A 26,878-nucleotide genomic window follows, 5' to 3' on the forward strand; every position below is an offset into this window, starting at 1 on the left:
GCCACCCATGGCACCAGACTTGCATCTGTTACTTCTTCTGTAGCCTGCCGCAATGGCTTGCTCATTACTCTGGCATCACACAACAGGCATTATGATTACGCGTCGACGCTTTATTCTCGGCACGGGAGCGCTCGGGCTCTCCATGACCACCGGCAAATTATTTGCCCGTGATGACATTATTCCCCTCTGGCCGGACGATCCGCCCGGCGGCGGCGGCCCATCCGGCCAGTTGCATATTAACAGCAGCGGTTCCTGGTCAAATATCGTCAGCCCGGCGATTCAGCGTTTTAAGCCGGAAAATCCGAATGGCGAAGCGGTATTAATCGCCGCTGGCGGCGGGTATCGCTGGATCGGCATGGGACGTGAAGCCTGGCCGGTGGCGCGCTGGCTGAACGCCAGTGGCTATACCGCCTATGTGCTCAGCTACCGGTTGCCGCATGAGAAGTGGCAGGCGGGTCGTCTGGCACCGCTGCAGGATGCGCAGCGTGCCATCCGGCTGGTGCGATCTTTCGAGCGCAAGGTGCATGTGCTGGGCTTCTCGGCGGGCGGACATCTGCTGGGGCTGGCGGCGGCGCGGCCGGACTTTGAATCTTATCCGGCCACCGATCCGCTGGATGAAGTGGTGCCAAAAGTCGACAGCGTCGGTCTGATCTATCCGGTCATCACCCTGGAAGCGCCTTATCAGCACACCAATACGCATCTGATGATGGTCGGCAAAAATGCCACGCCGCAGGATGAGGCGAACTGGTCAGTGCAGAACTATGTGACCCGGCAATATCCGCCAACGTTTCTGGCGCAGGCCGAGGACGATCACACCTCCAATCCGTTTAACACTGAGCTGATGCGCGACACCTGTCGCCGTAATCGTGTGCCGGTTGAGCTGATTCAGATCAGCAAAGGCGGACACGGATTTGGCCTCGGCAAAGCGGGAACGCCTGCAGCGTTGTGGGATCAGGCGTATGTACGCTGGCTGGATCGCGTAAGCTGAATTGCACTGACGCGGTGCTGCACTGCACGGTCAGAAAGCGGAAGTGGATGCGGCCTAAAAAAACAGGCGACCTGAAGTCGCCTGTTCTGTTTCTGAAGTCCTGTGCGGATTAACGCATCGTCACAAACTCTTCCGCTGCGGTCGGGTGGATCGCCACGGTGTTATCGAAGTCTTTCTTGGTCGCGCCCATCTTCAGCGCCACGGCAAAGCCCTGCAGCATCTCATCCATACCGGATCCGATACCATGAATGCCGACAATCTTCTCATCGTCACCCACACAGACCAGTTTCATGCGGCACGGCTGACGATGCTGGGTGACCGCGGTGTACATGGCGGTAAACGATGATTTGTAGACCTTCACCTGATCGTCGCCATACTGTTCGCGCGCCTGCGGCTCGGTCAGTCCTACAGTGCCGATCGGCGGATGGCTGAACACCACGGTCGGCACGTTGCTGTAATCCAGATGCTCGTCCGGCTTATTATTAAACAGACGCTCAGAGAGACGACGTCCTGCGGCCACCGCAACCGGCGTCAGCTCAACCGCACCGGTGTTATCGCCCACGGCGTAAACGCCTGAGACATTGGTGTTCTGGAATTTATCGACGCTGATATAGCCTTTCTCGTTCAGCGCCACGCCCGCAGCCTGAATATTGAGATTGTCCGTTTCAGGCTCACGCCCAATCGCCCAGACCAGGCAATCCACGGTGTAGTCGCTGCCGTTTTCCAGCTGCAGCGTCAGGCTGCCATCGCTGTTTTTGATCACAGCCTCAGGAATCGCTTCAGTATGCAGCGCCGGGCCTTCGGTGTTCATCACTTCGACCAGCGTCTCGGTGAGCAGCGGGTCGAAGCTGCGCAGCGGCGCGTGTTTACGCACGAACAGATGGGTTTCTGAACCCAGCGCGTTCACCACGCCCGCCAGCTCAACCGCGATGTAGCCCGCGCCGACAACCGCGGTGCGTTTTGGCAGCGCGTCCAGCTCGAAGAAGCCGTCGGAATCAATGCCGTACTCCGCACCCGGAATAGAAGGGTGAACCGGACGACCGCCGGTGGCGATCAGAATGTGGTTAGCCGTAATAATCTCGCCGTTCACTTCAACGCTGTGCGCATCGACAAAGCGGGCAAAGCCTTTGATGACTTCAACTTTGTTTTTACCCAGCACGTTGTCATAAGAGCTGTGGATGCGATCGATATAGGCGCTGCGATTTTTGACCAGCGTGGCCCAGTCAAAGCGATTGACGGTGGTGTCGAAGCCATAATCCGGGCCATAAAGATGAATAGCTTCGGCGATTTGCGCGGCGTGCCACATGATTTTCTTCGGCACGCAACCCACGTTCACGCAGGTGCCACCCAGCTCTTTTGCTTCAATCAGGGCGCATTTCTGGCCATACATAGCCGCACGGTTAATCGAGGCGATGCCGCCGCTGCCGCCGCCAATGGCGAGATAGTCGAAATGTCGGGTCATTGAAGTATCCATCCGGTTGCATAAAAAATTGGGGTTGAGTGTAACGCTGCGGGTCGAAATGACGCAAAGTTTGCGCCTATGATTGTAATAGGGTTCTGTTTTTTCACTTGCTTACAGGGAAGCATACCATGCACCTTACTTTTCTTGGCACCGGCGGCGGTGCTCCCAGCCTGCAACGTAACGTGACCTCCATTGCTTTTACCCGCGCGCTGAGTGGTGAAACCTGGCTGTTCGACTGCGGGGAGGGCACGCAGTTACAGTTTATGCGCTCCAGCCTGAAACCGGGCAAGCTGGATAAGATTTTTATCACCCATCTGCATGGCGATCATATTTTCGGACTACCGGGCTTACTTACCAGCCGGTCAATGGCCGGACTGACCTCACCGATGACGGTTTATGGCCCCAGAGGATTGAAGACCTTCGTTGAGACGGCGCTGTCGATCAGCGGCTCCTACACCGATTATCCGCTGAACATTGTTGAAATTGAGGCAGGCTGGACGCAGGATGACGGTGAGTTTCGTATCAGTGCCTGGCCGCTGAGCCATCCGGTGGAGTGTTTTGGCTATCGCATTGAACAGCATGACAAACCCGGCTTGCTGGATGCTGAACGGCTGAAAGCCGAAGGCGTGCCCCGCGGCCCGTGGTTCCAGCAGCTGAAGCAGGGGGAATGTGTGACGCTGGACGATGGGCGGGTAATTAACGGCGCTGACTACCTTGGCCCGGCGACACCCGGCAAAAAGCTGGCCATCTTTGGCGATACGGCACCTACCGAGGTCGCGCTGCAGCTGGCGGCAGATGTTGACCTGATGGTGCATGAAACCACGCTGGAGGCGGCGATGGTGGAGAAAGCCAACGGGCGCGGGCACTCCACAACCCTGCAGGCGGCGGAGGTGGCAAAGCGTGCCGGGGCAAAGCGGATGATCGCCACCCATTTCAGCTCCCGCTATCTGGCAAAAGACATGAGCCGCCTGCTGGCGGAGTGTCAGACCATTTTCCCCCGCACCGAGCTGGCCTCGGACCTGGCGGTGTTTAGGGTTTAGTGATGCAGCGCCGGATAAGTGAACAGCATCAGGTGGGTAAGGTTAAGCGCAAAGTGCAGGGCGGTTGCCAGCCATAAGCGGCCGCTCCAGTGCCATGCCAGACCGTAAAGCAGCCCGGCCAGCGTCGCGAAAATCACCAGCAGTACGCCGCCGGTTGCATGCGCCAGCCCGAACAGCAGCGTGCTAATCGCCAGCGCGGGCATCCCACCCAGCCTCTCTCTCAACCGTTGCTGCAGATAGCCCCGGAACAGCGCCTCTTCGGCCAGCGAGACAAAGAACAGATTCGCCAGTATAAAAGCGGGCAGCCAGGGCGGAAAATGAGGCTCAACGGCCAGACCGCCCAGCAGCACGGCGCTACCCAGCAGCAGCGGCACGGCGGCGATTAACGCCAGCGCAGCGATCCACGGATAACGTGGTGGACAGGCCCGGGCGCGGAACAGCGTCGGCAGGCAGGCCAGCAGTACAAAGGGGATCAGCGCTTTATCGAAGTTGAAGGAGAAACTGAACGGCAGGCTGTGTGCGCCAGCCTTTACGTCATCGACTACGAGGGGATTGTGAAAGCCGGGAAAAAGATGGAGGAACAATCCCAGCGACATCAGCACCAGCAGCGTTTCGCTCAGGATGTGCTGCCGGGAACGGATTGGGTCAAAGCGGCGCAGCGCGACCAGTGCCGCGATCCCGGCCAGCAGCGGCAGCACTGGCCACATCAGGACGGCATGATAAAACCCCAGCAGCGCGGCGAACGCTAACAGCAGTAGCGCCAGCCGCCGGGCGGGTTGCAGCGCGCCAAGCGCGCCTGCCAGCAGAATCCACATAATCGGTTATTCAGGAACGATCTGATTCACCACGAAGTGACCGGTACCGGCCGGAACCAGTTTTTTGTGCAGCCATGGCAGCAGGGTATTCATCTGATCGGCCAGCTTCCACGGTGGGTTAATCACGATCATGCCGGAGGCGGTCATGCCGCGCTGATCGCTGTCCGGGCGGGCGGCCAGTTCGATCTGAAGAATATTGCGGATGCCGGTCGCTTCCAGATCGCGCAGCATGTGTTTGATCTGCTGACGTAACACCACCGGATACCACAGCGCAAAGACGCCGGTACCAAAACGTTTATGGCCTTCCTGAATCCCTTTTACTACCGCCTGGTAGTCGCTTTTCATCTCATACGGCGGGTCGATCAGCACCAGACCACGACGCGACGGCGGTGGCAGCTTCGATTTCAACTGCTGATAACCGTCGGCCCGGTCGACGCGCGCGCGGTTGTCTTTGCTGAATTCGTTGCGCAGCAGCGGATAGTCGCTGGAGTGCAGTTCGGTGAGTTGCAGCCTGTCATCCTCACGCAGCAGGTGACGGGCAATCAGCGGGGAGCCGGGATAGTAGCGCAGTGAGGGGCCACGATTCAGCGCACTTATCGCGTCAAAATAGGGTTGTAGCAGTTCCGGTGCATCGGGCTGTTGCCAGATACGCGAGATGCCTTCCAGATATTCACCGGTACGCTCGGCGTGCTCGCCACTCAACTGGTAGCGACCTGCGCCCGCATGGGTATCCAGGTAGAAAAACGGTTTCTCTTTCTCTTTCAGCGCCGTGATGATCAGGCTCAGAACGGTGTGCTTCAGCACGTCGGCGTGGTTGCCCGCATGGAAGCTATGGCGATAACTCAGCATTGTTTATCCTGTTGAATGTATAAGGTTTTAATTGATGGAAAATCAATTTATACCAATTATTACCTCACGTATTACCCACAGAACGACGCACAGCAACCGACGCAGGAAAAGCATGAGAATCCGCGATTATATCAGGGATGGCCTGGCGATGGGCCAGAAGCGTGATAACAAATCGGGATTACAGGGCTGTTCGGGGCGAGATGTCTGGCTTGTGGCGCGCAAACGCAGAAAGCTATCCGACGCGCCCGCAATAATCGCTGCCATGGTTTAAAAGCAGCGGGCTTTAGGGTAGCCATTCGCGCGTTTCTTCCCCACCTCATCCTGACCCCCATTGATTTTCACTACACTAAGCCGCATGTTACTTAGATTGCGTTGCGCGACCCGCTGCGCCCCATACATCGATAAAGGACTGCGCTATGACCAATCCGCTACTGACATCTTTTACGCTTCCCCCTTTTTCTGCCATCCAGCCTGAACATGTTGTTCCTGCCGTGACGGAGGTGCTGAGCCAGTGCCGCACAGAAGTCGAAAAAGTTGTGGCGCAGGGTGCGCCCTATACATGGGATAACCTGGTTCAGCCGCTGGCTGAAACCGACGATCGCCTGAGCCGCATTTTTTCCCCGGTCAGCCATCTTAATTCGGTAAAAAACAGTCCGGAGCTGCGTGAAGCCTATGAGCAGACGCTGCCGCTGCTCTCTGAATACAGCACCTGGGTCGGTCAGCATGAAGGGCTGTATCAGGCGTATCGCAACCTGAAAGAGGGTGATCAATACGCGGCACTTGATCTGGCGCAGAAGAAAGCGGTCGATAACGCCCTGCGTGATTTCGAACTCTCTGGCATCGGTCTGCCAAAAGATAAACAACAGCGCTATGGCGAAATCGCCGCGCGCCTCTCTGAGCTGGGTTCGGCTTACAGCAACAACGTACTCGATGCCACCATGGGCTGGAGCAAGCTGATCACCGATGAAAACGACCTGGCCGGTATGCCGGAAAGCGCGCTGGCGGCAGCGAAAGCCCAGGCTGAAGCTAAAGAGCAGGAAGGCTGGCTGCTGACGCTGGATATCCCAAGCTATCTGCCGGTCATGACCTACTGCGATAACGCCGCGCTGCGCGAAGAGATGTATCGCGCCTATGCAACGCGCGCTTCCGATCAGGGGCCGAACGCCGGTAAATGGGACAATGGCCCCATCATGGCGGAAGAGCTGGCGCTGCGTCACGAGCTGGCTCAGCTACTAGGCTTCGACTCCTACGCGGATAAATCGCTGGCGACCAAAATGGCGCAAAGTCCGTCTCAGGTCATTGACTTCCTGAATGACCTGGCTGAACGCGCGCGTCCGCAGGGAGAGAAAGAGCTGGAGCAGCTGCGCGCTTTCGCGCAGAAAGAACATGGCGTTGAGCAGTTGAATCCATGGGATCTCACTTATTACGGTGAAAAGCAGAAGCAGCATCTCTACACCATCAGCGATGAGCAGCTGCGCCCTTACTTCCCGGAAGCGCGCGCGGTCGCCGGTCTGTTCGAAGTGGTGAAACGCATTTACGGTATCACCGCGAAGCAGCGTACCGACGTTGAGGTTTATCATCCTGACGTGAAGTTCTTCGATCTGTTCGATGAAACCGGCGAACTGCGCGGCAGCTTCTATCTCGATCTCTACGCCCGCGAGCACAAACGTGGCGGCGCGTGGATGGATGACTGCGTCGGCCAGATGCGCAAAGCCGATGGCAGCCTGCAGAAGCCCGTTGCTTACCTGACCTGTAACTTTAACCGTCCGGTGAAAGGCAAACCTGCGCTGTTCACCCATGACGAAGTGATTACCCTGTTCCATGAGTTTGGTCACGGCCTGCACCACATGCTGACCCGCATCGAAGCGCCTGGCGTTTCCGGTATCAGCGGTGTGCCATGGGATGCGGTCGAACTGCCAAGCCAGTTCATGGAAAACTGGTGCTGGGAGCCGGATGCGCTGGCATTTATCTCCGGTCACTTTGAGACCGGCGAACCGCTGCCGAAAGCGCTGCTGGATAAAATGCTGGCGGCGAAAAACTATCAGGCCGCGCTGTTTATCCTGCGTCAGCTGGAGTTCGGCCTGTTCGATTTCCGTCTGCATACCGAGTTTAATCCGGAGAAAGGCGCGCAGATTCTGGAAACCCTGCGCGAAGTGAAAAGCCGCGTGGCGGTCGTGCCGAGCCCTGAATGGGGCCGTTTCCCGCACGCCTTCAGCCACATCTTTGCCGGTGGCTATGCAGCAGGTTACTACAGCTATCTGTGGGCGGACGTGCTGGCGGCGGATGCGTACTCCCGCTTCGAGGAAGAGGGCATCTTTAACCGTGAAACCGGTCAGTCGTTCCTGGATAACATCCTGACGCGTGGCGGTTCTGAAGAGCCGATGGAGCTGTTCAAACGCTTCCGTGGCCGTGAGCCGCAGCTCGATGCGATGCTGGAACATTACGGCATTCAGGGATAAGTCGGTTCGTGAAGATCTGTTTGCTCGATGAATCAGGCGCCGGAGACGGCGCCTTATCACGTTTAGCGCAGCGCTGGCAGCTGGCGCAAGACGAAGACGCGCGGCTGGCACTGGTGCAGACGCCGACGCATCTTGAGCTGCGCAAGCGTGATGAGCCAAAGCTGGGCGGTATTTTTGTTGATTTCGTCACCGGGGCAATGGCGCATCGCCGTCGCTTCGGTGGTGGACGTGGCGAAGCTGTTGCCAAAGCGGTCGGTATCAAAGGCGGCTATCTGCCGGATGTAGTGGATGCGACGGCCGGACTGGGACGTGATGCGTTTGTGCTGGCGGCGCTGGGCTGCCGGGTGCGGATGCTTGAGCGTCATCCGGTGGTGGCTGCGCTGCTGGAAGATGGTTTGCAGCGCGGTTATCAGGATGCGGAAATTGGTCCCTGGCTGCGCGAACGCCTGACACTGATTCATGCAGCCAGCGCGCAGGCGCTGGGCGAGATTACGCCGCAGCCGGATGTGGTCTATCTCGATCCGATGTATCCCCATCGCCAGAAAAGTGCGCTGGTGAAAAAGGAGATGCGGGTCTTTCAGTCGCTGGTAGGGTCCGATGAAGATGCCGATGCGCTACTGGAACCGGCCCGGCGGCTGGCGAAGAAACGGATTGTGGTGAAGCGGCCGGACTATGCTCCACCACTGGCGGGTGTCGTGACGCAGGCGGCGGTCGTAACCAAAAGCCATCGCTTTGATATTTATCCTCCGCTTTAACCGATTTAAACGCATAAAAAAGCCGGCTCCGTGCCGGCTTTCTTCACTTAAGCGGCTGAATCACGCCTCGTCTTCATCGCGCAGCGGCACAATCAGCATGTCGATGTGCACGGTGTTAATCAGCTGACGGGCTGAAGACATCAGCTTGCTCCAGAAATCCTGATGATGACCGCACACTACCAGGTCAACGTCATATTTTTTGATCGCATCAACCAGCACCTGGCCGAGGTCGCCACTACCGCTCAGCGTCTCACTGATCGGATAGCCCGCGGCATCTGATAATCCTTTCAGCGCCGCATGCGTCTCTTCGGAGATGCGCTTCTGCATATCTCCTAAGTTGACATCAATCAGGCCGGTGTAGAGATCGGAGTAATTCACATCAACGTGAATCAGGGAAATTCTGGCATCGTACGGGCGAGCCAGTGAGACGGCCTTATCCACCAGTAACTGACTTTCGGGAGAAAGGTCTACTGCAATCAGGATGTGTTTATAAGCCATGATAAAACTCCTTTCACGAGATTAAGGATGGCATCCGGTGTTCCTGCCGCGTCACAGCTTAGCGAAATCCTTTGCGCGAGCGGGCGATGAGCGCCACCAAAGTGTCTACCTGCGGGGCAGGTGATGATGTTGTTATGTTCTGAGTATAGCCTTCTCTCACGGCAAATGCTGCCGTTGCCGCCTGGCTTATGAATAAGATCAAGGCTATGCCAGATTTACTCGCGCTGAACGAAAATCATCGTTGGAAAAAATGTAAAGAATTCTCCTACACTGAAAAAAGGCGGTCCGGTTCGCAGCCGCTCAGGGGGTCGAAAATTTTCGCAGTCCGGTGATTCAGTGGCTGGTTTTTTCTGCAGGTGGATACAGTGTCTGACGCTGGGTCTGTTGCTGCGATGCCAGCCGGGAGGGGGAGAATATGATCAACACTATTGCGCTTTTTTGGGCTCTTTGTGTGGTGTGTATCGTGAATATGGCGCGCTATTTTTCATCGCTGCGTGCTCTGCTGGCGGTATTACGGGGCTGTGATCCACTGCTGTATCAGTATGTCGATGGAGCGGGATTCTTCACCTCTCACGGTCAGCCGAGCAAGCAGGTGCGGCTGGTCACCTATATCTGGGCAAAGCGCTATCTTGATCATCATGACGATGAGTTTATCCGGCGCTGCGAGCGGGTGCGGGGGCAGTTTCTTCTGACCAGTGCACTGTGCGGACTGGTAGTGATCAGTCTGGTGGCGCTGGCGATCTGGCATTAAAAAAGGGCGACTTACGTCGCCCTTTAGACTGCTGACAAACTCAAATCTGGATGCATCTGACAGCAATGGATTAGCTCAACACGCAGGGAACAGGGGCAGAGTAGGAAAGCGTCCCGCGCCATGGACAAAAACGCCGGGAGCGTTTTTGAACAACGCAACGCGTTGGCCCGGCAACGGGCGCACCTCAGGGATGAGGTGCGTAATCGCGCGGGACGAGCGAGCCAGGGCTTGGCGTAAGCGACTTTCCGATCTGACTCTGTTTCCTGAGCTGGTCCGGTCTCAAAGCTAACCGGACCACATTTTGCCATTAAGATAAAGGCGACTTGCGTCGCCCTTTTGTCTGCTGGCATCACACCAGTTTTAAGGCAATCCAGTAGAGCGAACCTGACAGCAGAATACAAACCGGCAGGGTGAAGATCCACGCCATGGCGATGTTCTTGATGGTCCGGCTCTGCAGTCCGCCCCCGTCAACCAGCATCGTACCGGCTACGGATGAAGAGAGGATATGCGTAGTGGAGACGGGCATGCCGGTATAGCTGGCGACGCCAATCGACAGCGCGGCTGTCACCTGCGCTGACATGCCCTGTGCATAGGTCATGCCTTTTTTACCAATCTTCTCACCAATGGTGGTGGCAACACGACGCCAGCCAATCATGGTGCCGATGCCCAGCGCCAGCGCGACGGCCACAATAATCCAGATCGGCGCATACTCGATGGTGCCAAGCAGGTCGCTTTTCAGTTTGCTGAGGAAGCGCTTGTCATCTGGCGAGGTCTCTTCCAGACGGGCCGCTTTATCGGCGGTGTCTGAGATACACAGCAGCAGACGACGCATCTGACCGCGCTGATCAACCGTCAGCTGGTTGTAGCTCTGCAGATTATTCAGCAACACCTGAGCACGCTGAACTGCCTGCAGCGCGCGCGCGCTGTCACAGTGGAACTCCTGCGGGCTGGTCGCTGGCACTTCTTCCGGCGTTGGCAGCTTAGGCGGTGCCATCTGGATGATGTGCGTCAGCGAGGCATTATGCTGCTGGTAATACTGCTCCAGGTGATTAACCGCATCGCGGGTACGCGTAATGTCATAACCGGAGGCATTCATATTTACCACGAAACCGGCCGGTGCCACGCCAATCAGGACCAGCATGATCAGGCCAATGCCTTTCTGGCCGTCATTCGCGCCGTGCGAATAGCTCACGCCAATTGCCGAAACAATCAGGGCGATACGGGTCCAGAACGGCGGCTTTTTCTTGCCGTCGATCTTCTCGCGGTCAGCAGGCGTCATATGAATACGCGCACGCTTTTTGGTATTGCTCCAGTAGCGACGCAGAATGAAGATCAAGCCGCCCGCCATCACCAGGCCGACAATCGGCGACAGGATCAGAGAAAGGAAGATGTTCAGGACTTTCGGGATGTTGAGTGCATCAACTACCGAGGTTCCGCTCATCAGGGCGTTGGTCAGGCCGATACCGATAATGGCGCCGATCAGGGTATGGGAGCTGGAGGCCGGCAGACCGAGATACCAGGTGCCGAGGTTCCAGATAATCGCCGCCAGCAGCATAGAAAACACCATGGCGAGACCGTGAGCCGATCCAACATTTAACAACAGATCGGTGGGAAGCATATGAACAATAGCGTAAGCGACACTCAATCCACCGAGCAGCACGCCAAGGAAGTTGAATACACCCGCCATCACCACAGCAAGCTGGGCACGCATGGCACGCGTATAAATGACCGTCGCAACTGCGTTGGCCGTGTCGTGGAAACCGTTGATCGCTTCGTAAAACAATACAAACAGCAGGGCAAGAACCAATAACAGACTAGTACTGAGGTCTAGACCAGCAAACAGATGTAGCATAAACGTTACGCCATTTTTGGAGGACATGAACGCGGCGCATTATCCGCGACAACGTGCTGTATGGGAAAGGAAAATATAGCGTTAATTTGACCTTTCGTCGCAAGGCATACGGGGAAGCCAGCTAAAAAGGGTTAGATATTAAGCAGATACAATATGACACATTTACGGCAATTTTTTGACGCTGGCGTCTCAGTGAGCAGATCATTACAATCTGCGCCTTTCCAGTTAAGTGAGTGAACCGTAGTGGAACAGTTTGACGTTATCATCATTGGTGCCGGCGCCGCCGGGCTGTTCTGTGCCGCCCAGGCCGGACAGCGGGGGCGCCGCGTGTTACTGCTGGATAACGGCAAAAAGCCGGGACGCAAGATTCTGATGTCGGGCGGTGGCCGCTGCAACTTCACCAACCTCTATACCGAACCGGCGGCCTATCTGTCGCACAATCCTCACTTCTGTAAATCGGCGCTGGCGCGTTATACCCAGTGGGATTTTATTGATCTGGTGAATCGTCACGGGATTGCCTGGCATGAGAAAACCCTGGGCCAGCTCTTCTGTGATGACTCGGCTCAGCAGATTGTCGATCTGCTGCTGGCCGAGTGTGACAAGGGCAATGTCACTCTGCGGCTGCGCAGTGAAGTGCTCAGCGTGGCGCGCGATGAAAGCGGTTATACCCTGCAACTCAACGGCAGTACGGTTCAGGCGGAGAAGCTGGTCATCGCCAGCGGCGGCCTGTCGATGCCGGGCCTGGGGGCTTCGCCATTTGGCTATAAAATTGCGGAGCAGTTCGGCCTGAGCGTCTTTCCGACGCGGGCGGCGCTGGTGCCTTTTACCCTGCACAAGCCGCTGCTGGAGCAGCTGCAGACGCTGTCAGGCGTCGCGCTGGAAACCACCATCGATGCACAGGATGGCACCCGCTTCAAAGAGGCGATGCTCTTTACCCATCGCGGCCTGTCCGGTCCGGCGGTATTGCAGATTTCCAGCTACTGGCAGCCGGGTGAATTCGTCACCATCGATCTGTCGCCCGCTACACCGCTTGAGGCGTTTCTGACGGCACAGCGTGAAGCACATCCGAATCTCAGCCTGAAAAACAGCCTGGCGAAAATTCTGCCGAAGCGTCTGGTTGAAGTCCTGCAGGCGCTGAAGGTGGTGCCGGACATCACTCTGAAGCAGCTCAACAGCAAACAGCAAACTGAGCTGGCGCAGACGCTGCACGCCTGGCGCATTCAGCCAAACGGCACAGAGGGCTATCGTACGGCGGAAGTAACGCTGGGCGGCGTGGATACGACGCAGCTCTCCTCAAAAACTATGGAGGCGCGTGCGGTGCCGGGGCTTTACTTTATTGGTGAGGTGGCCGATGTCACCGGCTGGCTGGGCGGCTATAACTTCCAGTGGGCGTGGAGTTCCGCCTGGGCATGCGCCCAGGCGTTGTAACGCGCGTCTACCAGCGCTGATGGACGTGAGGCGCGATCTTCTCCTGATAGATCTGCTTCAGCGCCGCCATCGTCTCCTCAGAGAGCGCATCGACGTCGCTGGCGCGGGCATTGGCTTCAGCCTGTTCACGGTTTTTCGCGCCAGGGATCACCACGCTGACATCATCGTTCATCAGGATCCAGCGCAGCGCAAACATCGCCATGGTGGTGTCCCCGGTGACAAAGTGGCGAATCTCCTCAACCGCTTCCAGCGCCACCTCATACGGCACGCCGGAGAAGGTCTCGCCCTTATCGAACGCTTCGCCATTGCGGTTAAAGGTGCGATGGTCGTCAGCGGCAAACACGCTGTCGGCTCGCATTTTGCCGGTCAGCAGGCCTGAGGCCAGCGGCACACGGGCAATGATCGCCACATCACGGCGTTTCGCCTCACGCAGCAGCAGTTCCGCCGGACGCTGGCGGAAAATGTTGTAGATCAGCTGAATCGACGAGACGTTGGGAAATTCCAGCGCCTTAAGCCCTTCCTCAACTTTCTCAACTGAAACACCGTAGTGACGGATTTTTCCGGCGGCCACCATCTCATCCATCACCGCAAAGACGTCCGGGTTGTAGTAGACCTCGGTCGGCGGGCAATGCAGTTGCACCAGATCCAGCGTTTCGGTCTGCAGATTTTCACGTGAGCGATCGATAAAGGCGTTGAGATTTTCGGCTTTGTAGCCCGCAGCCACGTGCGGTGAAAGCCGACGCCCCAGCTTGGTGGCGACAAACGGGCGTTCCCCGCCGCGCTGGTTCAGCACCTCCGCGATAATCTTTTCGGAGCGGCCATCGCCATAGACATCGGCGGTATCAATAAAGGTGATGCCCGCATCCAGCGCGGCGTTCAGCGCGGCTTTGGCATCCTCCATGCTCACTTCTCCCCAGGTTCCGCCAATGGCCCATGCGCCAAAGCCAACTTCAGAGACGCGCTGACCGGTACGGCCCAGTATTCGTAATTTCATGCAAACCTTCCTCGATGCGTTTCAGACAGGGTGACAGAAAAGGGCTAACCACTGAGCTTAGCGCTTTCCGGCGGTGAGGCGATCCGGCGTTGTTGCATACCAGAGCGGTATAAAAAGGAGGCTTTTGACGGCAGGCTGCTGGTTACGTTGAAGATTTCTGCAAAAAACAGGCCAGGCCGCGTGGATACCGCTTCGCTAATTAATTGATTTTAAGAAATTTCACCTTAAATTAAACAGGCGAGAGTGTGGATTCGGTCACATACTTCAATTTTCAGGCCAACAAGTGGATCGCTATGTTTAAATTTGTTAAGTCGGTCTTTGCCAGTCCAGAGAAGTTTCTGCAGATCATGACCCGTCAGGATATCAACGACTCCATCGCCGAAGGTGAGCGCATCATTATTGATGAGAACGGTAATATCTCGGTCAATACGCTGAGTGAGGAAGTCAACGAAGATTTTGCCCGCCATGTGAATACGTTAAAGGGAGTGTAAGGTGGGTACCGCAATATTTATGGTGCTGATGGTCAGTGGTTACTGGTACACCAGCCGTGATTTAAACAGCCGCTTTAAAATCCGCCGCTCATCAGGCTGGGATGTCTATTTTCTGGTCGCCCTCTACGGCTGTATTTTTGTTCTGCAGGGCGTGTTTGCCACCGGTATCATCTGGCTGTTGCTGCTCTGTATGTCCGGTATCGCCAATGCCCTGCAGATGATTCCCGGCGTGCACCTGAAGTGGCAGGTGGAGTTCATGAACTGGAGTTTTCTGGGCATCCAGGCGCCAGTTGTTGTTATGCTCGCCTTTGCCATTCTGCTCTGCCTCTATCGCTCAAACTGGGCGGGCAGTGCACGCCTGAATGTATCAGGGCGTAAAGACCTCTATCAGCGGTTGTCACGTTCCAACGGCGTGGAGCAACTGCTGTTTCAGTGCATGGAGGAGGGCGAACTGGCGTGGATTACGCTGAAGTCGCGCCGTATTTACATCGGCATGGTGCATGCCTCGACCTTTGAATATGAGAGCACCAAAAACATCGTGCTGATCCCGATGCTGAGCGGCTATCGCGACAGCAAAACGCTGAAGCTGGCGGTAGAGCATAACTACAGCAAATGGTACGCCGAGCATGAGATCACGCTCGACTCGAAGCCTAAAGATGCGATGTCGTTCCGAAAAGTGATCATGGTGGACCAGATTGAGAGTCTGTCACTGTTTGATCCGGCCAGCGCCACGGCACTTTCGATGGGACATCCACAGGAAGTGGAGAAGAGTCAGGCGAATGACGACGACAGCCCGGATAGCAATAAAAGCCGGGACGAGGCGGATTAAAAAGCCAGGAAAGCATCCTGGCTTCTGGCTAACAGGCATATTGCTGCGCAGTATCTCTTAGCACGTCGGTAAAGTTGTAGATATCATTGAGTGACGTAATTGGATGGCGAGTTTCTTTTTTCTCGCCATCAAACATTCCGATATACAACTGGCTACGGTTGAAGTGAAGGCGACAAATTGGTTTACGGTTGTTGTCATCGATTAAAATACCAAGATAACTCTGTGTATCGCGAAAAGTGATGCGCTGAGGCTCAATAACTTTTCTAATTATTGATTTAACAACATGAAATCCTTCAATCTCCATTTCCGTAGTGATTATGGTGCCACTATCCGCCTCACTTTTATCATTGTTGCTTTTCGACAAATCTTCATTGTTAGGTTGGTTTGATACCATTGCTCCACCGCTAATAGCAGATTTTAGCCTTTCATTTACCTGGTCATTGAGCCATTGAGTGACTGCTTTTTTAGTCAGTATAGAGAATTGCTCTCTGACTTTCTGCGTGAGTATGCCGTCATAAACACGCGAGGCAAAAAATTTAACGAAATCTTCATCAGGTTCGCTGAACTGGCTGGAAATCATCTTCTTTATCTGGCTGATAAATTTAAGCTCGCCTGCGGCACTGACAATTGAATCGACATCAAAAGCACTTTTAGTGAGTTTAACTAACTCTGGGACCACGTGTTCATCGATATCCAATAAATCCAGTTCTAAAAACGGCTTCTCATCCATTTTATTTGGTGCATCCAAATCGGTGAAAAATTTATAAAGCTGGCCGTTTGTTAAGATAGAAATGCGAGCGTTTGTCACGTGAAAGTAACGGAAGAGTTGCGAAGCGTGTTTAACATTCAAAGGTTCGCCAATTTTTTTGCATTCGATGAGGATTTGAATCTCACCACCTTTAGAAATGGCGTAATCGATCTTTTCACCTTTTTTAGTGCCGACGTCACAGATGAACTCAGGAATGACTTCTGTAGGATCAAAAACATCATATCCCAGTATCTGGCTGATGAAGGGCATGACAAAAGCGCTTTTTGTGGCCTCTTCTGTCTGAATAATCGCTGCTTGCTGTTGAATCTTCGCTGAAAGGCCATTGAGGTTATTGAAAATATCCATTGCTCACCATGTTTTTGTTCGACTTAAGCCATGTTTTGAACTTCATTAGCTGATGTAATGAAGTATCCGGGATATGAAAGGTTAAAAATATTTTTTTGTTATATTAATCAATTTCTTAGTTGAGGGTAGGTGTGATGAATTGCTCCTTTAATCCAGAATAAAGTAAGAAAAAATTATCAGAAAAAAAAGTTGTTGGCTATTTAGTGATCGCTAATCAGAGGATTTTTTTCAAAACAGTTACTTTCAACAGTGGATGTTGGAGCTTTATAGTTAGACCGCAGTGTTTATCACTTGACAGCAATATGAAAAATACTTACTACTCACACCATATTTTCCGCCGTAAACAGCCGGAATGCGACTTTACCCTCCTCATAAACATCCGGTTGATAGCCGGTTTCCAGATGACTCAGCATCAGATCGATCGCTAAACGGGCATGCTGTCGGGCATGTTGATCCAGGGTAAACGCCACTTCATCGTTCAGCAGTAGCTGACGGGTCACATCATAAAGCTCATGGGTAATGTATGTGCATTTACCCAGCAGCTGATGGGCGCGCAGGGTATCGCTGACGTCCGTGTTGCCCATGCCGGTGTTATAGACCCCGGCAATCGCCTGTGACGAACGCAGATTGCGGGCCAGCTCGCTGCGGATGGTTTGCCGCTGGTCCTGACCCGACAGCACCTCACGCAGATAACGCTGCGGCGCACGCTGCTCCATGGCTTCACGGAAACCGGCGATACGCTGACGATGGGCGCGATAATCAAAGCGGCCGCTGACCATCAGAATGTCGCCGGGCTGGTTCAGGGTTTTACTCATCAGCAGGCCCGCGGTACGGCCTGCCTGATACTGGTTGATGCCAACATGACACAAGCGGTCAGCGTCGGGCAGATCGGTGACGATGGTGATCACCGGCACATTGCGGCTGCGGCATAGCGCCAGTGCCCGATAGACAGGCGGTGAGTCATGTGCAAACACAATAATGCCGTCTCGGGTGCTGCTGCGGGCGACAATGCTCTGTGCCAGCTGCCCGGGCTGCGCTTCGGCTACCAGGGTTTTGTGCAGCTTCAGGCGGCGATAGCCAAGCTGACTGGCGATCTCGCTGAAACAAGTGGTGAGCTGCTGAAAAAAGGATGAGCCGTTATTGCTGAGGAAGACTTCGATTTGCCACGGATGCTGATACTCCTCTGGCAGCAGACGGCGAAGTCCCGCTTCGCGCGCGGCCTTCAGAACTTTGCGGCTGGTCTCCAGCGAGACGCCGCCGCGCTCATTCAGCACCCGGTCGACCGTCGCAATCCCGACGCCCGCCATTTTTGCCACCACCTCTAAGGTGAGCTTTTTCATTCAGACTCCACGTGTAGATGGCGATTAGCTGATGCCTGTCAGACTGTTTAACTCTTCTAACCGTTTAATAGTAAAAGATAAAGCGATTTAATGATGGAAAACCATCAACGGCGCTGCGCCACAGGCTTTTACCTTCGGTGCGGTCGTCAGGCTAAAAAGCACAGCGGGCCGCTGTCCTGGCGGAAATACCGTTAAGCTTGTAGCGAGACAATTAACGAGGAGTGAATATGGCGCAGCAAAAAGACGTTCTGATTATTGGTGCTTCACGCGGTATCGGTCTGGCGGTTGTGCAGGCGTTTGCCGGTGAGGGCTGGCAGGTCACGGCCACCCACCGCAGCGGTGTTCCGGAGCAGGGCAACAGGCCAGGTATCGACTGGCAGGCGCTGGATATGACCGACGCATCAGCGGTTCAGCAGCTTGCCGGCCAGCTCAGTGGCAAAGCGTTCGATGCGATTCTGATTAATGCCGGAATTTCCGGGCCTTCGCACCAGAAGGTGTCGCAGAGTAACGATCAGGAACTGGCGCAGCTATTCCTGACCAATGCGATAGCCCCGGTTCGCACTGCAGAGATTCTGCTGCCGCTGCTGAAGCCGGAGGGCGTACTGGCACTGACCTCATCCCAGCTCGGCAGCCTGAATGAAAATCCGGAGGCGCAGATGCCGATTTACTCGGCCAGCAAAGCCGCACTGAATATGCTGAGCCGCACGCTGACCCCGGCGGTTGAAGCACAGAACGGGACGCTGCTGACGCTGCATCCCGGCTGGGTGAAAACGGATATGGGCGGCGAGAGTGCGCCGCTGACGGCAGAAGAGAGCGCGGCCGGTATCGTTCAGCAGCTGACCCAATGGCGCGGACGTGGGGGGCATCACTACGTTGATTACGCCGGCCAGCAGCTGCAGTGGTAAGCTGAAACGGGGCGGTTACGCCCCGATGTCACGCAGTGCCTTACCCTTCATCAGGTTGCGTTCAATGTGCTCCAGCGTCACATGTTTGGTCTCGGGTACCAGCATCATCGTCAGCATGATAAACACCAGATTGAGCGCGCCGTAGAACCAGAAAGTGTTGGCATTCCCCAGTTGATCCAGCATCGTCAGGAAAGTGGCTCCCACTATCATGTTGCCGACCCAGTTGGTGGTGGTGGAAGCAGTAATGCCGAAGTCACGCCCTTTCAGCGGCTGAATCTCTGAACAGAGTAGCCAGATGACCGGTCCGGCCGCCATTGCAAAGCCAACGATAAACATCAGCAGCATCGCGACCGCAAAGTATTTGCGGAAATCCGTTTCGACGCCGATGTGCAGCAGCGTGCCCAGCACGCCCATGCCCACCGCCATCACCAGAAAACTGGTGGTCAGCATTGGCTTACGACCCCAGCGATCGACAAAAAAGATGGCAATCAGCGTGGCCAGCATGTTGACCAGCCCGACAACTACCGTGCCCCACATCTGCTCACTGGTGCTGGAGAAACCGGCAATATTGAAGATTTTAGGGGCGTAATACATCACCACATTCATCCCGGTAAACTGCTGCATGACCTGTAGCAGCATCCCCAGCCAGACCGCGCGGCGGAAATTGCCATTAGAGTGGAACAGCGACCAGCCGCGCTGTTTCACCTGCAGGCTTTCACGGATCTCTTCCAGCTCCTCCCGCGCCTGCTCGCTGCTGTTACGCAGCCGATCCAGCACGCGCTGCGCCTCGTTGAAGCGTCCGTGCGCTGCCAGCCAGCGCGGACTGTTGGGCAAAAACAGCACGCCGATAAACAGGATCACCGCCGGAATAGCGATAACGCCGAGCATCCCGCGCCAGTTGCCGCTGTAGCTGAACGCGGTGTCGGAGAGATAAGCGACCACGATCCCGGTGGTGAGCATCAGCTGGTACATCGAAATCATTGAGCCACGAATACGTTCCGGCGCAATCTCCGCCAGATAGAGCGGCGCGGTGTAAGAAGCGATCCCTACCGCCAGCCCCAGCATCACACGGGCACAGACCAGCGACTCCACATCGGGAGAAAAGGCGGACCACAGCGAACCAATGACGAACAGCGTCGCACCCGCCAGCATACTTTTCTTACGTCCCAGCTTTGAGGACATCCAGCCCGCCGCCAGCGCACCCAGCGCCGCACCAAACATCATCGAACTCACCACCCACTCCTGCTGATGGCTGGTAATCTGCAAATCCTTCGCCAGGAACGGCAAGGCCCCTGCGATGACGCCGATATCCAGACCAAACAGCAGGCCGGACAGCGCCGCCATAAAACAGACGAACCAGGTAAAACGGTTCTGATGATTTCCCGATTTTTTAGCCGCGGCCATGCGAGTCTCCTTGCGATGATTCAGTGTCAACATTGTTAATGTTATGTAAACATAGCCGATATCAATGTGGGTCCGATCACACTTCCGGCTATCGCCGGGGTCGTATAACTGGGCTGTGAAAAGAAAGCATCAGAGATCAGCAGGTTGATGCAGAAACGGGAAACCGTAGCCGAGGCACGAATACGCAAAGCAGCCTGCAGCAGGTCAGATTTTGCAACTGACCGCCTGCGGCATTACACTTCCGCCTTTCTGCTATTTATTGAAGGTGCTTATGTCCGAACCTTTCCAGCGTCAGCCGCTGCCCTTGCCGGGCGGTCATAAAAAAGTTTTACTGCACTCCTGCTGCGCACCCTGTTCGGGTGAAGTGATGGAAGCGATGCTGGCCTCCGGCATTGAATACACCATCTATTTCTACAACCCGAATATTCATCCGCTCAAAGAGTATGAGCTGCGCAAAGAGGAGAATATTCGCTTCGCTGAGAAATTTGGCGTGCCGTTTGTTGATGCTGACTACGACCGGGATAACTGGTTTGAGCGGGCGCGCGGGCTGGAGTGGTCGCCGGAGCGCGGTGAACGCTGCACCATGTGTTTTGATATGCGCTTTGAGCGCACGGCACTCTATGCCCATGAGCACGGATTCCCGGTAATGACCAGTTGTCTGGGTATTTCACGCTGGAAAGATATGAAGCAGATTAATAGCTGTGGTGTCCGTGCGGCGGCGGCGTATCCGGATCTGCTCTACTGGGATTTCAACTGGCGTAAAGGTGGCGGATCGGCACGCATGATTGAAATCAGCAAGCGCGAGAGCTTCTATCAGCAGGAATATTGCGGCTGCGTCTATTCACTGCGCGACACCAACCGTCATCGCGTCACCCAGGGACGTGAGCGTATTAAGATTGGTGTGCAATATTATCAGCCGGATGAATCCTGATTAACTGATATCGCAGAAAGCATCTGCCTGCGCATAGCCGCGCGCTGAGCGCGTAACAGGCCGGACTGTTACGCCATAGCTCTGCTTTATGCTGTCTGGCCGTACGTAGTTGCACAGCGCGCAGGGGTCGTCAACGTCGGCCACCTGCTGCTTCGCTTCTTTACTCATCATACGTTTACGGCAGGCGCCTGGCGTGCAGCCCATAATCTGCTTAAACGAGCGGGTAAAAGACTGCTGGCTTTCAAAATGGTATTTCAGCGCCAGGCTGATGATTGGCGTGCGGCTGTTTTTCAAATCATTCACACTGGCGTTAAGTTTTTTCTTGCGAATATAGCGCGCCAGCGTTTCATTATGATAACGGGCAAAGAGTTTCTGTAAATACCATTTCGAATAGCCGGCTTTTTCTGCAATATCATCCACGCTTAAACGCTGGTCGAGATTATTGTTAATCCACTCAGTGATAGAGACGATCACGCTTTCGTTATATCTTTTTTCTTTCATGGCTGTTCTCCCCTGTTTAATTCAGCGGGATTATGAATTGTTTATCTTAATGTGCTTATTCTTTGCGTAAAGTTCTTTCAGTATTTGAATCGTTATCTCTTGAGATATTCATATGAACAGCAGTTATTAATAAAAAAGACGAATTGTGATTAGTCTGTTGTTAACTCTAAGAGGAATAATTTATCCAGGGCGGATAAGATAAACGCGAGCATATTATTTCGCTTGCCGCTTCACGGTTAAGGCGGCCAGCGTCTATGAAATCAACGCCATAGCACGGACCATCAATAGATTTTCTGCCGCGACATGCCAGGCTTACGACTCACCTTTAACCTGGAGAACACCGGATGAGCCCGACATACGCGTTGAAAAAACCGCTTGCCGCTTTGCTCACCTCGCTGGCTTTATTTGCGCATGCGCCCGCCAGTGCCGCGCCTGTTTATGGCGAACAGCTGGAAGGATTTCATTACCCCTATCCTCTGCAGCATGTCGATTTTCAGTCCCAGCAGCAAACGCTGAGTATGGGCTATATGGATGTGAAACCGGTGCAACAGGCCAACGGCAAAACGGTGGTGCTGATGCACGGTAAAAACTTCTGTGGCGCAACGTGGGAAGTGACCATTCGTGCACTGAGTCAGCAGGGCTATCGCGTTATCGCGCCCGACCAGATTGGCTTCTGCAGCTCGACCAAGCCCGCCAGCTATCAATACAGCTTTCAGCAACTGGCTGAAAACACCCATCAGCTGCTCGCCCGGCTGGGGGTGGAGAAGGCGGTGATCATCGGTCATTCTACGGGCGGAATGCTGGCCACGCGTTATGCGCTGATGTACCCGGAACAGACGCAGAAGCTGGTGCTGGTCAACCCGATTGGGCTGGAGGACTGGAAAGCCAAAGGCGCACCGTGGCGGTCGGTGGATCAGTGGTATCAGCGTGAACTGAAACTCAGCGCGGAGGGCATTAAGAAGTATGAGCAGCAGACCTACTATGTCGGGCGCTGGAAATCTGACTATGACAAGTGGGTCGATATGCTGGCCGGGCTCAACAGCGGGCCGGGACATCAGAAAGTGGCGTGGAACTCCGCCCTCATCTACGACATGATTTTCACGCAGCCGGTATTTTATGAATTTGGCGACCTGAACGTGCCCACCACCCTGATGATCGGCACCTCAGACACCACAGCCATCGGCAGTGACATCGCCTCAGCAGACGTGAAAGCCCGGCTGGGGGATTATGCGGTGCTGGGGAAAGAGGCCGCAAAACGCATTCCGGGCGCGCGTTTAATTGAATTCCCCGGGATGGGACACGCGCCACAAATGGAAGAACCGGCAAAGTTTAATCAGACACTGCTCGACGATCTGGCGCGACCCTGACGGGTCAGGCGCTGCGGCGCCTGATCTCAAACCGCTACGCGTTTCTGCTTTTTCCTGAGGTACATCTGCTCATCGCTGTCGTGCAGCAACTGTTCCAGCGATTGCGGGTGCGCCGCGTCAAACTCCACCACGCCGGACGAGAATTGCAGGCGGTAACGACGGTTCAGGCTGACTGACTGCTGTTTCAGATAACGATCGAACTGGGCGAGTAACGCTTCGCTCTGCTGCTGCTGCAGGCCGTTAAACAGCACCACGAACTCATCGCCGCCCAGACGGGCAAACAGATCGGAGTGCTTAAACACTACCTTCATCGCATCGGCAAAGTCCATCAGTGCGCGGTCGCCTTCACGGTGGCCCAGCGTGTCGTTAATCTGCTTAAACTTGTCGAGATCGAGAAAGGTCAGGCTGGCGGGCCGGTTTTTCATCAGGCACTCATTCAGTACCATCTGCCCCAGCGTCATAAAGCCGCGGCGGTTGGTAATCTGGGTCAGCTCATCGCAGGTGGCGGTTTGAAAGGCGACCAGTTCCGCTTCGGCCATCGCGGCAAGGTCGCGCATCGTGGCCTGATCCTCTTCATTAAACTGACGCGGCTCGCGGCCAATAATGCAGAGCGTACCCATTTTCGCGCCGCCGGGTGCACGCAGCGGACAGCCTGCATAAAAGCGAATATGCGGCTCGCCGGTCACCAGCGGATTATCATAAAAACGCGCATCTTTTTGCGCATCTTCGACAATCATGATCTCATCCTGCAGGATGGCATGGCCGCAAAAGGAGATGTTGCGGGGCGATCCTTGAGGTTTATAGCCCTGAGCAGATTTAAACCACTGGTGGTCAGCTTCCAGCAGGCTGACTAACGCGATAGGAACGTCATACAGGCGGCGTGCCAGGCGGGTTAAACGATCAAACCGCTCCTCCGCTGGTGTGTTCATTATGTTCAGCGCACGCAACTGCGATAAACGTTGTGCCTCGTCGGCAGGGATTTCAGGTGCTTTCATCACAGAGACCTTTATTGTTTTAGCGGAAGCCAGGTTCTGGTGTTTGCCTTATGGCGAAGGAGAGCGTGATACACATATCACGCTCTTTATGAGGAGGGGATCAGAGCACTTTTTGTTCTGCGAGATCAAGGGCGAAATAGCTGAAAATCAGGTCCGCACCGGCGCGTTTAATCGCACCGAGACTTTCCAGCACTACATTACGCTCATCAATGGCACCGGCCTGTGCGGCAAATTTGATCATCGCGTATTCGCCACTCACCTGATACGCCGCCAGCGGCAGTTCGGTGCGTTCACGAATGTCGCGCAGGATATCCAGATAGGCACCTGCCGGCTTCACCATCAGTGAATCCGCGCCCTGCGCCGCATCAAGCAGCGATTCACGGATCGCTTCACGACGGTTCATCGGGTTCATCTGGTAGGTTTTACGATCGCCTTTCAGCGCTGTTCCGGCTGCTTCACGGAACGGGCCGTAAAACGATGAAGCGAATTTGGTGGAGTAGGACATGATGGCGGTCTGGGTAAAGCCCGCCGCGTCCAGTGCCCGGCGAATCGCCTCAACCTGACCATCCATTGCCGCTGACGGCGCAATAAAATCCGCACCGGCCGCGGCGGCAACCACGGCCTGCTTACCCAGGTTTGCCAGAGTTGCATCGTTATCGACGCCGTGATCGCAGAGCACGCCACAGTGGCCGTGGCTGGTGTATTCACAGAAACAGGTGTCAGACATCACGATCATTTCCGGCACGGTATCTTTGCAGATGCGGGACATACGTGCCACCAGACCGTTTTCGTTCCAGGCATCGCTGCCGGTCGCATCGGTATGGTGCGAAATACCAAAGGTCATCACCGAGCGAATGCCTGCTTTGGCGATGCGCTCAATCTCATAAGCGAGACGTTTTTCCGGAATACGCATCACGCCAGGCATCGCCTGAATCGCTTTGTAATCGTCGACTTCTTCTTCAACAAAGATAGGCAGAGCCAGATCGTTCAGGCTCAGAGAAGACTCCTGGAACATTTCACGCATTGAAGCGCTGGCGCGCAATCTTCTTGGGCGCTGGATAAGTGAATAATCAGACATTTTCATTCTTACGCAGGTGAAAAAAGTGACGACAGTTTACTCTCTTTGCCCGCAAGGCATGAAGGTTTGTGTGCGGAAATAAGAGGGGAAAAGGAGTCTCCCGCCGGGCGGCGGGAGAGCAGAGCGATTACTCGTTGATATCCGGATGCTGCTGCACCAGGGTTTTACGTTTCGCTTCCAGGCGAGCGATCTCTTCGTCGATATCTTCGATTTTATGCTCGATGTTATCGTGATGCTCCTGCAGGATTTCGCGCGCTTCTTCCATGTCTGAGGCGGCTGGTGTCGCACCTTTCAGTGGCTTGTTCGCCGTCTCTTTCATGAACAGACCGGTAATCAGACCAATCACTGCGACGACCATCAGATAGTAGGCTGGCATGTAGAGGTTGCTGGTGGTTTCTACCAGCCAGGCCGCCAGCGTTGGCGTCAGACCGGCAACCAGTACCGAGATGTTAAACGCACTCGCCAGCGCACTGTAGCGGATGTGCGTCGGGAACATCGCAGGCAGTGACGAGGCCATCACACCGGTAAAGGCGTTGAGGATCACCGCCATCAGCAGCAGACCGGCAAAAATCAGGCCCAGCACGCCACTGTTGATCATCATAAAGGCGGGAATTGCGAAGACCAGCAGGGCGATACTGCCGATAATGACAAACGGACGACGGCCGAAACGGTCACTCATCATGCCGATCATCGGCTGAACAAACAGCATACCAAGCATGATGGCGATGATAATCATCACGCCGTGATCTTCGCTGTAGTGCAGGTTATGCGACAGGTAGCTCGGCATGTACGTCAGCAACATGTAGTAGGTGACGTTCGTCGCGATAACCAGACCGATACAGGAGAGCAGGCTGCGCCAATGTTTGGTCGCAATCTCTTTAAACGAAACCTGCGGACCATCCTGCAGGCCTTCGCGGTCGCCCTGTTCCAGTTTATCCACGTGCTGCTGGAATGCCGGGGTCTCTTCCAGCGCATGACGCAGGTAAAGACCGATGATGCCCAGCGGCAACGCGACGAAGAACGGCAGACGCCAGCCCCACTCAAGGAAGTTCGCTTCCCCGATAATGGAGGAGATCAGCACCACCAGACCCGCGCCCAGCACGAAGCCCGCAATCGAACCGAAGTCGAGCCAGCTCCCCATAAAGCCGCGTTTACGGTCAGGCGAATATTCGGCGACAAAGATAGACGCACCGGTATATTCACCGCCGACCGAGAAGCCCTGTGCCATCTTAGCTAACAGCAGCAGAATCGGCGCCCAGATGCCGATGGAGGCATAGGAGGGTATCAGGCCGATACAGAACGTACTGACTGACATGATGATGATGGTGATGGAAAGGATTTTCTGACGACCATATTTGTCGCCCAGCATACCAAAGAACAGACCACCCAGCGGACGGATCAGGAAAGGTACAGAGAAAGTACCCAGCGCGGCGATCATCTGCACACCTGGTGATGCATCCGGGAAGAAGACTTTACCCAGTGCATAGGCCACAAAGCCATAAACACCGAAGTCGAACCACTCCATCGCGTTACCCAGAGAGGCCGCGGTGATGGCTTTACGTAAACGGGCATCATCGATGATGGTCACATCATCTAGCCCAATTGGTTTTACACGCTTCCTACGCAATTTCATAGAATTACCCTGTTATAGAACACGAAAGTCCTCAACGGCGCGAGCCGGGGTGAAGCAGTCAGACCGCTGCGTTGAGAAATTTAAGCATAGCTTCAAATAAGCACGGTTTACGCGCTCGCTGACACAATAATTACTGTTGTTATTATTGCGAACAGCGACAGAGTATACCGTTTTAGTGTGATATCTGTCATGTTTGGGCTACATACAGGCTATTTCTATCACTGATATGGCTGGTTAGCTGCGCAAAAAAATTATCACGCTGCGTGACGATCGCCGTTTTTTTCAGCAAATTGGGGGCGGGAAGGAGTGATGAGCGGCGATACCGACGTCACAGGTGGTTATTCTCTATACAGAGCAGGATGGCAGTAAGCCATGCGACATAACGAAAGACGCGCAGAC

24 protein-coding genes are annotated in these 26,878 nt (G+C 55.0%); 11 read left to right on the forward strand and 13 right to left on the reverse strand.

The features are described from left to right. Nucleotides 1-91 precede the first annotated feature (91 nt). On the forward strand, nt 92-988 hold the full coding sequence (locus QSK07_RS18120) for an alpha/beta hydrolase (RefSeq protein ID WP_098052102.1): 897 nt from the start codon (nt 92-94) through the stop codon (nt 986-988). Nucleotides 989-1,097: 109 nt separating this feature from the next. Here the strand turns inward: QSK07_RS18120 and gorA are convergent, their stop codons facing one another. After that, entirely contained in the window at nt 1,098-2,450 is a 1,353-nt protein-coding gene (gorA, locus tag QSK07_RS18125; RefSeq protein ID WP_275222317.1) for a glutathione-disulfide reductase, read from the reverse strand. 128 nt (nt 2,451-2,578) lie between these two features. Here gorA and rnz point away from each other — a divergent pair, with 128 nt between their 5' ends. Beyond that, complete coding sequence (rnz, locus tag QSK07_RS18130; protein WP_275222316.1) at nt 2,579-3,490, forward strand: ribonuclease Z; 912 nt, start codon at nt 2,579-2,581, stop codon at nt 3,488-3,490. Here the strand turns inward: rnz and QSK07_RS18135 are convergent. Then, the gene (locus tag QSK07_RS18135) at nt 3,487-4,305 is read right to left on the reverse strand and encodes a CPBP family intramembrane glutamic endopeptidase (RefSeq protein WP_275222315.1); all 819 of its coding nucleotides are present in this window, start codon (nt 4,303-4,305) and stop codon (nt 3,487-3,489) included. The genes rnz and QSK07_RS18135 overlap by 4 nt on opposite strands. Before the next feature lie 6 nt (nt 4,306-4,311). Continuing rightward, complete coding sequence (locus tag QSK07_RS18140; protein WP_098052106.1) at nt 4,312-5,154, reverse strand: 23S rRNA (adenine(2030)-N(6))-methyltransferase RlmJ; 843 nt, start codon at nt 5,152-5,154, stop codon at nt 4,312-4,314. 416 nt (nt 5,155-5,570) lie between these two features. Here QSK07_RS18140 and prlC point away from each other — a divergent pair, with 416 nt between their 5' ends. Further along, nucleotides 5,571-7,613: an oligopeptidase A gene (gene prlC, locus QSK07_RS18145; RefSeq protein WP_285722113.1), complete on the forward strand. Its 2,043-nt coding sequence runs from the start codon at nt 5,571-5,573 to the stop codon at nt 7,611-7,613. 8 nt (nt 7,614-7,621) lie between these two features. Next, nucleotides 7,622-8,368, forward strand: a complete 747-nt coding sequence (gene rsmJ, locus QSK07_RS18150) for a 16S rRNA (guanine(1516)-N(2))-methyltransferase RsmJ (protein ID WP_285722114.1) — start codon at nt 7,622-7,624, stop codon at nt 8,366-8,368. A gap of 60 nt (nt 8,369-8,428) precedes the next feature. On the opposite strand, the gene uspA is transcribed toward rsmJ, so the two are convergent. Then, entirely contained in the window at nt 8,429-8,866 is a 438-nt protein-coding gene (gene uspA / locus QSK07_RS18155) for a universal stress protein UspA (RefSeq protein ID WP_003852123.1), read from the reverse strand. A gap of 415 nt (nt 8,867-9,281) precedes the next feature. On the opposite strand from uspA, the gene uspB reads away from it, so the two are divergent. Then, the gene (uspB, locus tag QSK07_RS18160) at nt 9,282-9,617 is read left to right on the forward strand and encodes a universal stress protein UspB (protein WP_013359386.1); all 336 of its coding nucleotides are present in this window, start codon (nt 9,282-9,284) and stop codon (nt 9,615-9,617) included. Nucleotides 9,618-9,966: 349 nt separating this feature from the next. Here uspB and pitA read toward each other — a convergent pair whose 3' ends face one another. After that, complete coding sequence (pitA, locus tag QSK07_RS18165; RefSeq protein WP_285722356.1) at nt 9,967-11,469, reverse strand: inorganic phosphate transporter PitA; 1,503 nt, start codon at nt 11,467-11,469, stop codon at nt 9,967-9,969. 243 nt (nt 11,470-11,712) lie between these two features. Here pitA and QSK07_RS18170 point away from each other — a divergent pair, with 243 nt between their 5' ends. Then, nucleotides 11,713-12,897 carry a BaiN/RdsA family NAD(P)/FAD-dependent oxidoreductase gene (locus QSK07_RS18170; RefSeq protein WP_013359384.1) on the forward strand — a complete coding sequence of 395 codons (1,185 nt, stop codon included), beginning with the start codon at nt 11,713-11,715 and terminating at the stop codon, nt 12,895-12,897. A gap of 7 nt (nt 12,898-12,904) precedes the next feature. On the opposite strand, the gene QSK07_RS18175 is transcribed toward QSK07_RS18170, so the two are convergent. Next, the gene (locus QSK07_RS18175; protein ID WP_285722119.1) at nt 12,905-13,891 is read right to left on the reverse strand and encodes an aldo/keto reductase; all 987 of its coding nucleotides are present in this window, start codon (nt 13,889-13,891) and stop codon (nt 12,905-12,907) included. A 293-nt stretch (nt 13,892-14,184) separates the two neighbouring features. Here QSK07_RS18175 and QSK07_RS18180 point away from each other — a divergent pair, with 293 nt between their 5' ends. After that, a complete protein-coding gene (locus QSK07_RS18180) occupies nt 14,185-14,382 on the forward strand; it encodes a hypothetical protein (protein WP_098053120.1) in 198 nt (65 codons plus the stop codon). Nucleotide 14,383: 1 nt separating this feature from the next. Next, nucleotides 14,384-15,211 carry a hypothetical protein gene (locus tag QSK07_RS18185; protein ID WP_098052112.1) on the forward strand — a complete coding sequence of 276 codons (828 nt, stop codon included), beginning with the start codon at nt 14,384-14,386 and terminating at the stop codon, nt 15,209-15,211. A gap of 28 nt (nt 15,212-15,239) precedes the next feature. Here QSK07_RS18185 and QSK07_RS18190 read toward each other — a convergent pair whose 3' ends face one another. After that, the gene (locus QSK07_RS18190; protein WP_285722122.1) at nt 15,240-16,325 is read right to left on the reverse strand and encodes a type I restriction endonuclease; all 1,086 of its coding nucleotides are present in this window, start codon (nt 16,323-16,325) and stop codon (nt 15,240-15,242) included. Between the two features lie 320 nt (nt 16,326-16,645). After that, nucleotides 16,646-17,665: a LacI family DNA-binding transcriptional regulator gene (locus tag QSK07_RS18195; protein ID WP_285722124.1), complete on the reverse strand. Its 1,020-nt coding sequence runs from the start codon at nt 17,663-17,665 to the stop codon at nt 16,646-16,648. 227 nt (nt 17,666-17,892) lie between these two features. Between QSK07_RS18195 and QSK07_RS18200 the strand changes: the two genes are divergently transcribed. Continuing rightward, a complete protein-coding gene (locus tag QSK07_RS18200; RefSeq protein WP_098052115.1) occupies nt 17,893-18,570 on the forward strand; it encodes an SDR family oxidoreductase in 678 nt (225 codons plus the stop codon). A 15-nt stretch (nt 18,571-18,585) separates the two neighbouring features. Here QSK07_RS18200 and QSK07_RS18205 read toward each other — a convergent pair whose 3' ends face one another. Then, nucleotides 18,586-19,974, reverse strand: a complete 1,389-nt coding sequence (locus tag QSK07_RS18205) for a sugar porter family MFS transporter (RefSeq protein WP_098052116.1) — start codon at nt 19,972-19,974, stop codon at nt 18,586-18,588. Between the two features lie 271 nt (nt 19,975-20,245). Between QSK07_RS18205 and QSK07_RS18210 the strand changes: the two genes are divergently transcribed. After that, nucleotides 20,246-20,905 carry an epoxyqueuosine reductase QueH gene (locus tag QSK07_RS18210; RefSeq protein ID WP_098052117.1) on the forward strand — a complete coding sequence of 220 codons (660 nt, stop codon included), beginning with the start codon at nt 20,246-20,248 and terminating at the stop codon, nt 20,903-20,905. On the opposite strand, the gene QSK07_RS18215 is transcribed toward QSK07_RS18210, so the two are convergent. After that, complete coding sequence (locus QSK07_RS18215; protein WP_275222307.1) at nt 20,906-21,406, reverse strand: helix-turn-helix domain-containing protein; 501 nt, start codon at nt 21,404-21,406, stop codon at nt 20,906-20,908. 344 nt (nt 21,407-21,750) lie between these two features. On the opposite strand from QSK07_RS18215, the gene QSK07_RS18220 reads away from it, so the two are divergent. Continuing rightward, nucleotides 21,751-22,773 (forward strand): alpha/beta fold hydrolase, encoded by a 1,023-nt coding sequence (locus QSK07_RS18220; RefSeq protein ID WP_285722129.1) that lies wholly within the window; start codon nt 21,751-21,753, stop codon nt 22,771-22,773. A gap of 26 nt (nt 22,774-22,799) precedes the next feature. Here QSK07_RS18220 and QSK07_RS18225 read toward each other — a convergent pair whose 3' ends face one another. From QSK07_RS18225 to proP, 3 genes are all read right to left on the reverse strand, one after another. Then, nucleotides 22,800-23,768, reverse strand: a complete 969-nt coding sequence (locus tag QSK07_RS18225) for a sensor domain-containing diguanylate cyclase (RefSeq protein WP_285722131.1) — start codon at nt 23,766-23,768, stop codon at nt 22,800-22,802. Nucleotides 23,769-23,868: 100 nt separating this feature from the next. Beyond that, complete coding sequence (gene hemB / locus QSK07_RS18230) at nt 23,869-24,846, reverse strand: porphobilinogen synthase (protein ID WP_033734324.1); 978 nt, start codon at nt 24,844-24,846, stop codon at nt 23,869-23,871. A gap of 127 nt (nt 24,847-24,973) precedes the next feature. Further along, nucleotides 24,974-26,479 carry a glycine betaine/L-proline transporter ProP gene (gene proP, locus QSK07_RS18235; RefSeq protein ID WP_275222304.1) on the reverse strand — a complete coding sequence of 502 codons (1,506 nt, stop codon included), beginning with the start codon at nt 26,477-26,479 and terminating at the stop codon, nt 24,974-24,976. Between the last annotated feature and the right edge of the window lie 399 nt (nt 26,480-26,878).

It is taken from the genome of Pantoea sp. QMID4, assembly GCF_030270445.1.
Classification (GTDB): domain Bacteria; phylum Pseudomonadota; class Gammaproteobacteria; order Enterobacterales; family Enterobacteriaceae; genus Pantoea; species Pantoea vagans.

What these genes read in the sequence shown, in the direction of transcription:
- QSK07_RS18120 (WP_098052102.1), top strand. Translation starts at nt 92, where the DNA reads ATGATTACGCGTCGACGCTTTATTCTCGGCACGGGAGCGCTCGGGCTC.
- gorA (WP_275222317.1), bottom strand. Translation starts at nt 2,450, where the DNA reads ATGACCCGACATTTCGACTATCTCGCCATTGGCGGCGGCAGCGGCGGC.
- rnz (WP_275222316.1), top strand. Translation starts at nt 2,579, where the DNA reads ATGCACCTTACTTTTCTTGGCACCGGCGGCGGTGCTCCCAGCCTGCAA.
- QSK07_RS18135 (WP_275222315.1), bottom strand. Translation starts at nt 4,305, where the DNA reads ATGTGGATTCTGCTGGCAGGCGCGCTTGGCGCGCTGCAACCCGCCCGG.
- QSK07_RS18140 (WP_098052106.1), bottom strand. Translation starts at nt 5,154, where the DNA reads ATGCTGAGTTATCGCCATAGCTTCCATGCGGGCAACCACGCCGACGTG.
- prlC (WP_285722113.1), top strand. Translation starts at nt 5,571, where the DNA reads ATGACCAATCCGCTACTGACATCTTTTACGCTTCCCCCTTTTTCTGCC.
- uspA (WP_003852123.1), bottom strand. Translation starts at nt 8,866, where the DNA reads ATGGCTTATAAACACATCCTGATTGCAGTAGACCTTTCTCCCGAAAGT.
- uspB (WP_013359386.1), top strand. Translation starts at nt 9,282, where the DNA reads ATGATCAACACTATTGCGCTTTTTTGGGCTCTTTGTGTGGTGTGTATC.
- pitA (WP_285722356.1), bottom strand. Translation starts at nt 11,469, where the DNA reads ATGCTACATCTGTTTGCTGGTCTAGACCTCAGTACTAGTCTGTTATTG.
- QSK07_RS18175 (WP_285722119.1), bottom strand. Translation starts at nt 13,891, where the DNA reads ATGAAATTACGAATACTGGGCCGTACCGGTCAGCGCGTCTCTGAAGTT.
- QSK07_RS18180 (WP_098053120.1), top strand. Translation starts at nt 14,185, where the DNA reads ATGTTTAAATTTGTTAAGTCGGTCTTTGCCAGTCCAGAGAAGTTTCTG.
- QSK07_RS18190 (WP_285722122.1), bottom strand. Translation starts at nt 16,325, where the DNA reads ATGGATATTTTCAATAACCTCAATGGCCTTTCAGCGAAGATTCAACAG.
- QSK07_RS18195 (WP_285722124.1), bottom strand. Translation starts at nt 17,665, where the DNA reads ATGAAAAAGCTCACCTTAGAGGTGGTGGCAAAAATGGCGGGCGTCGGG.
- QSK07_RS18200 (WP_098052115.1), top strand. Translation starts at nt 17,893, where the DNA reads ATGGCGCAGCAAAAAGACGTTCTGATTATTGGTGCTTCACGCGGTATC.
- QSK07_RS18205 (WP_098052116.1), bottom strand. Translation starts at nt 19,974, where the DNA reads ATGGCCGCGGCTAAAAAATCGGGAAATCATCAGAACCGTTTTACCTGG.
- QSK07_RS18210 (WP_098052117.1), top strand. Translation starts at nt 20,246, where the DNA reads ATGTCCGAACCTTTCCAGCGTCAGCCGCTGCCCTTGCCGGGCGGTCAT.
- QSK07_RS18215 (WP_275222307.1), bottom strand. Translation starts at nt 21,406, where the DNA reads ATGAAAGAAAAAAGATATAACGAAAGCGTGATCGTCTCTATCACTGAG.
- QSK07_RS18220 (WP_285722129.1), top strand. Translation starts at nt 21,751, where the DNA reads ATGAGCCCGACATACGCGTTGAAAAAACCGCTTGCCGCTTTGCTCACC.
- QSK07_RS18225 (WP_285722131.1), bottom strand. Translation starts at nt 23,768, where the DNA reads ATGAAAGCACCTGAAATCCCTGCCGACGAGGCACAACGTTTATCGCAG.
- hemB (WP_033734324.1), bottom strand. Translation starts at nt 24,846, where the DNA reads ATGTCTGATTATTCACTTATCCAGCGCCCAAGAAGATTGCGCGCCAGC.
- proP (WP_275222304.1), bottom strand. Translation starts at nt 26,479, where the DNA reads ATGAAATTGCGTAGGAAGCGTGTAAAACCAATTGGGCTAGATGATGTG.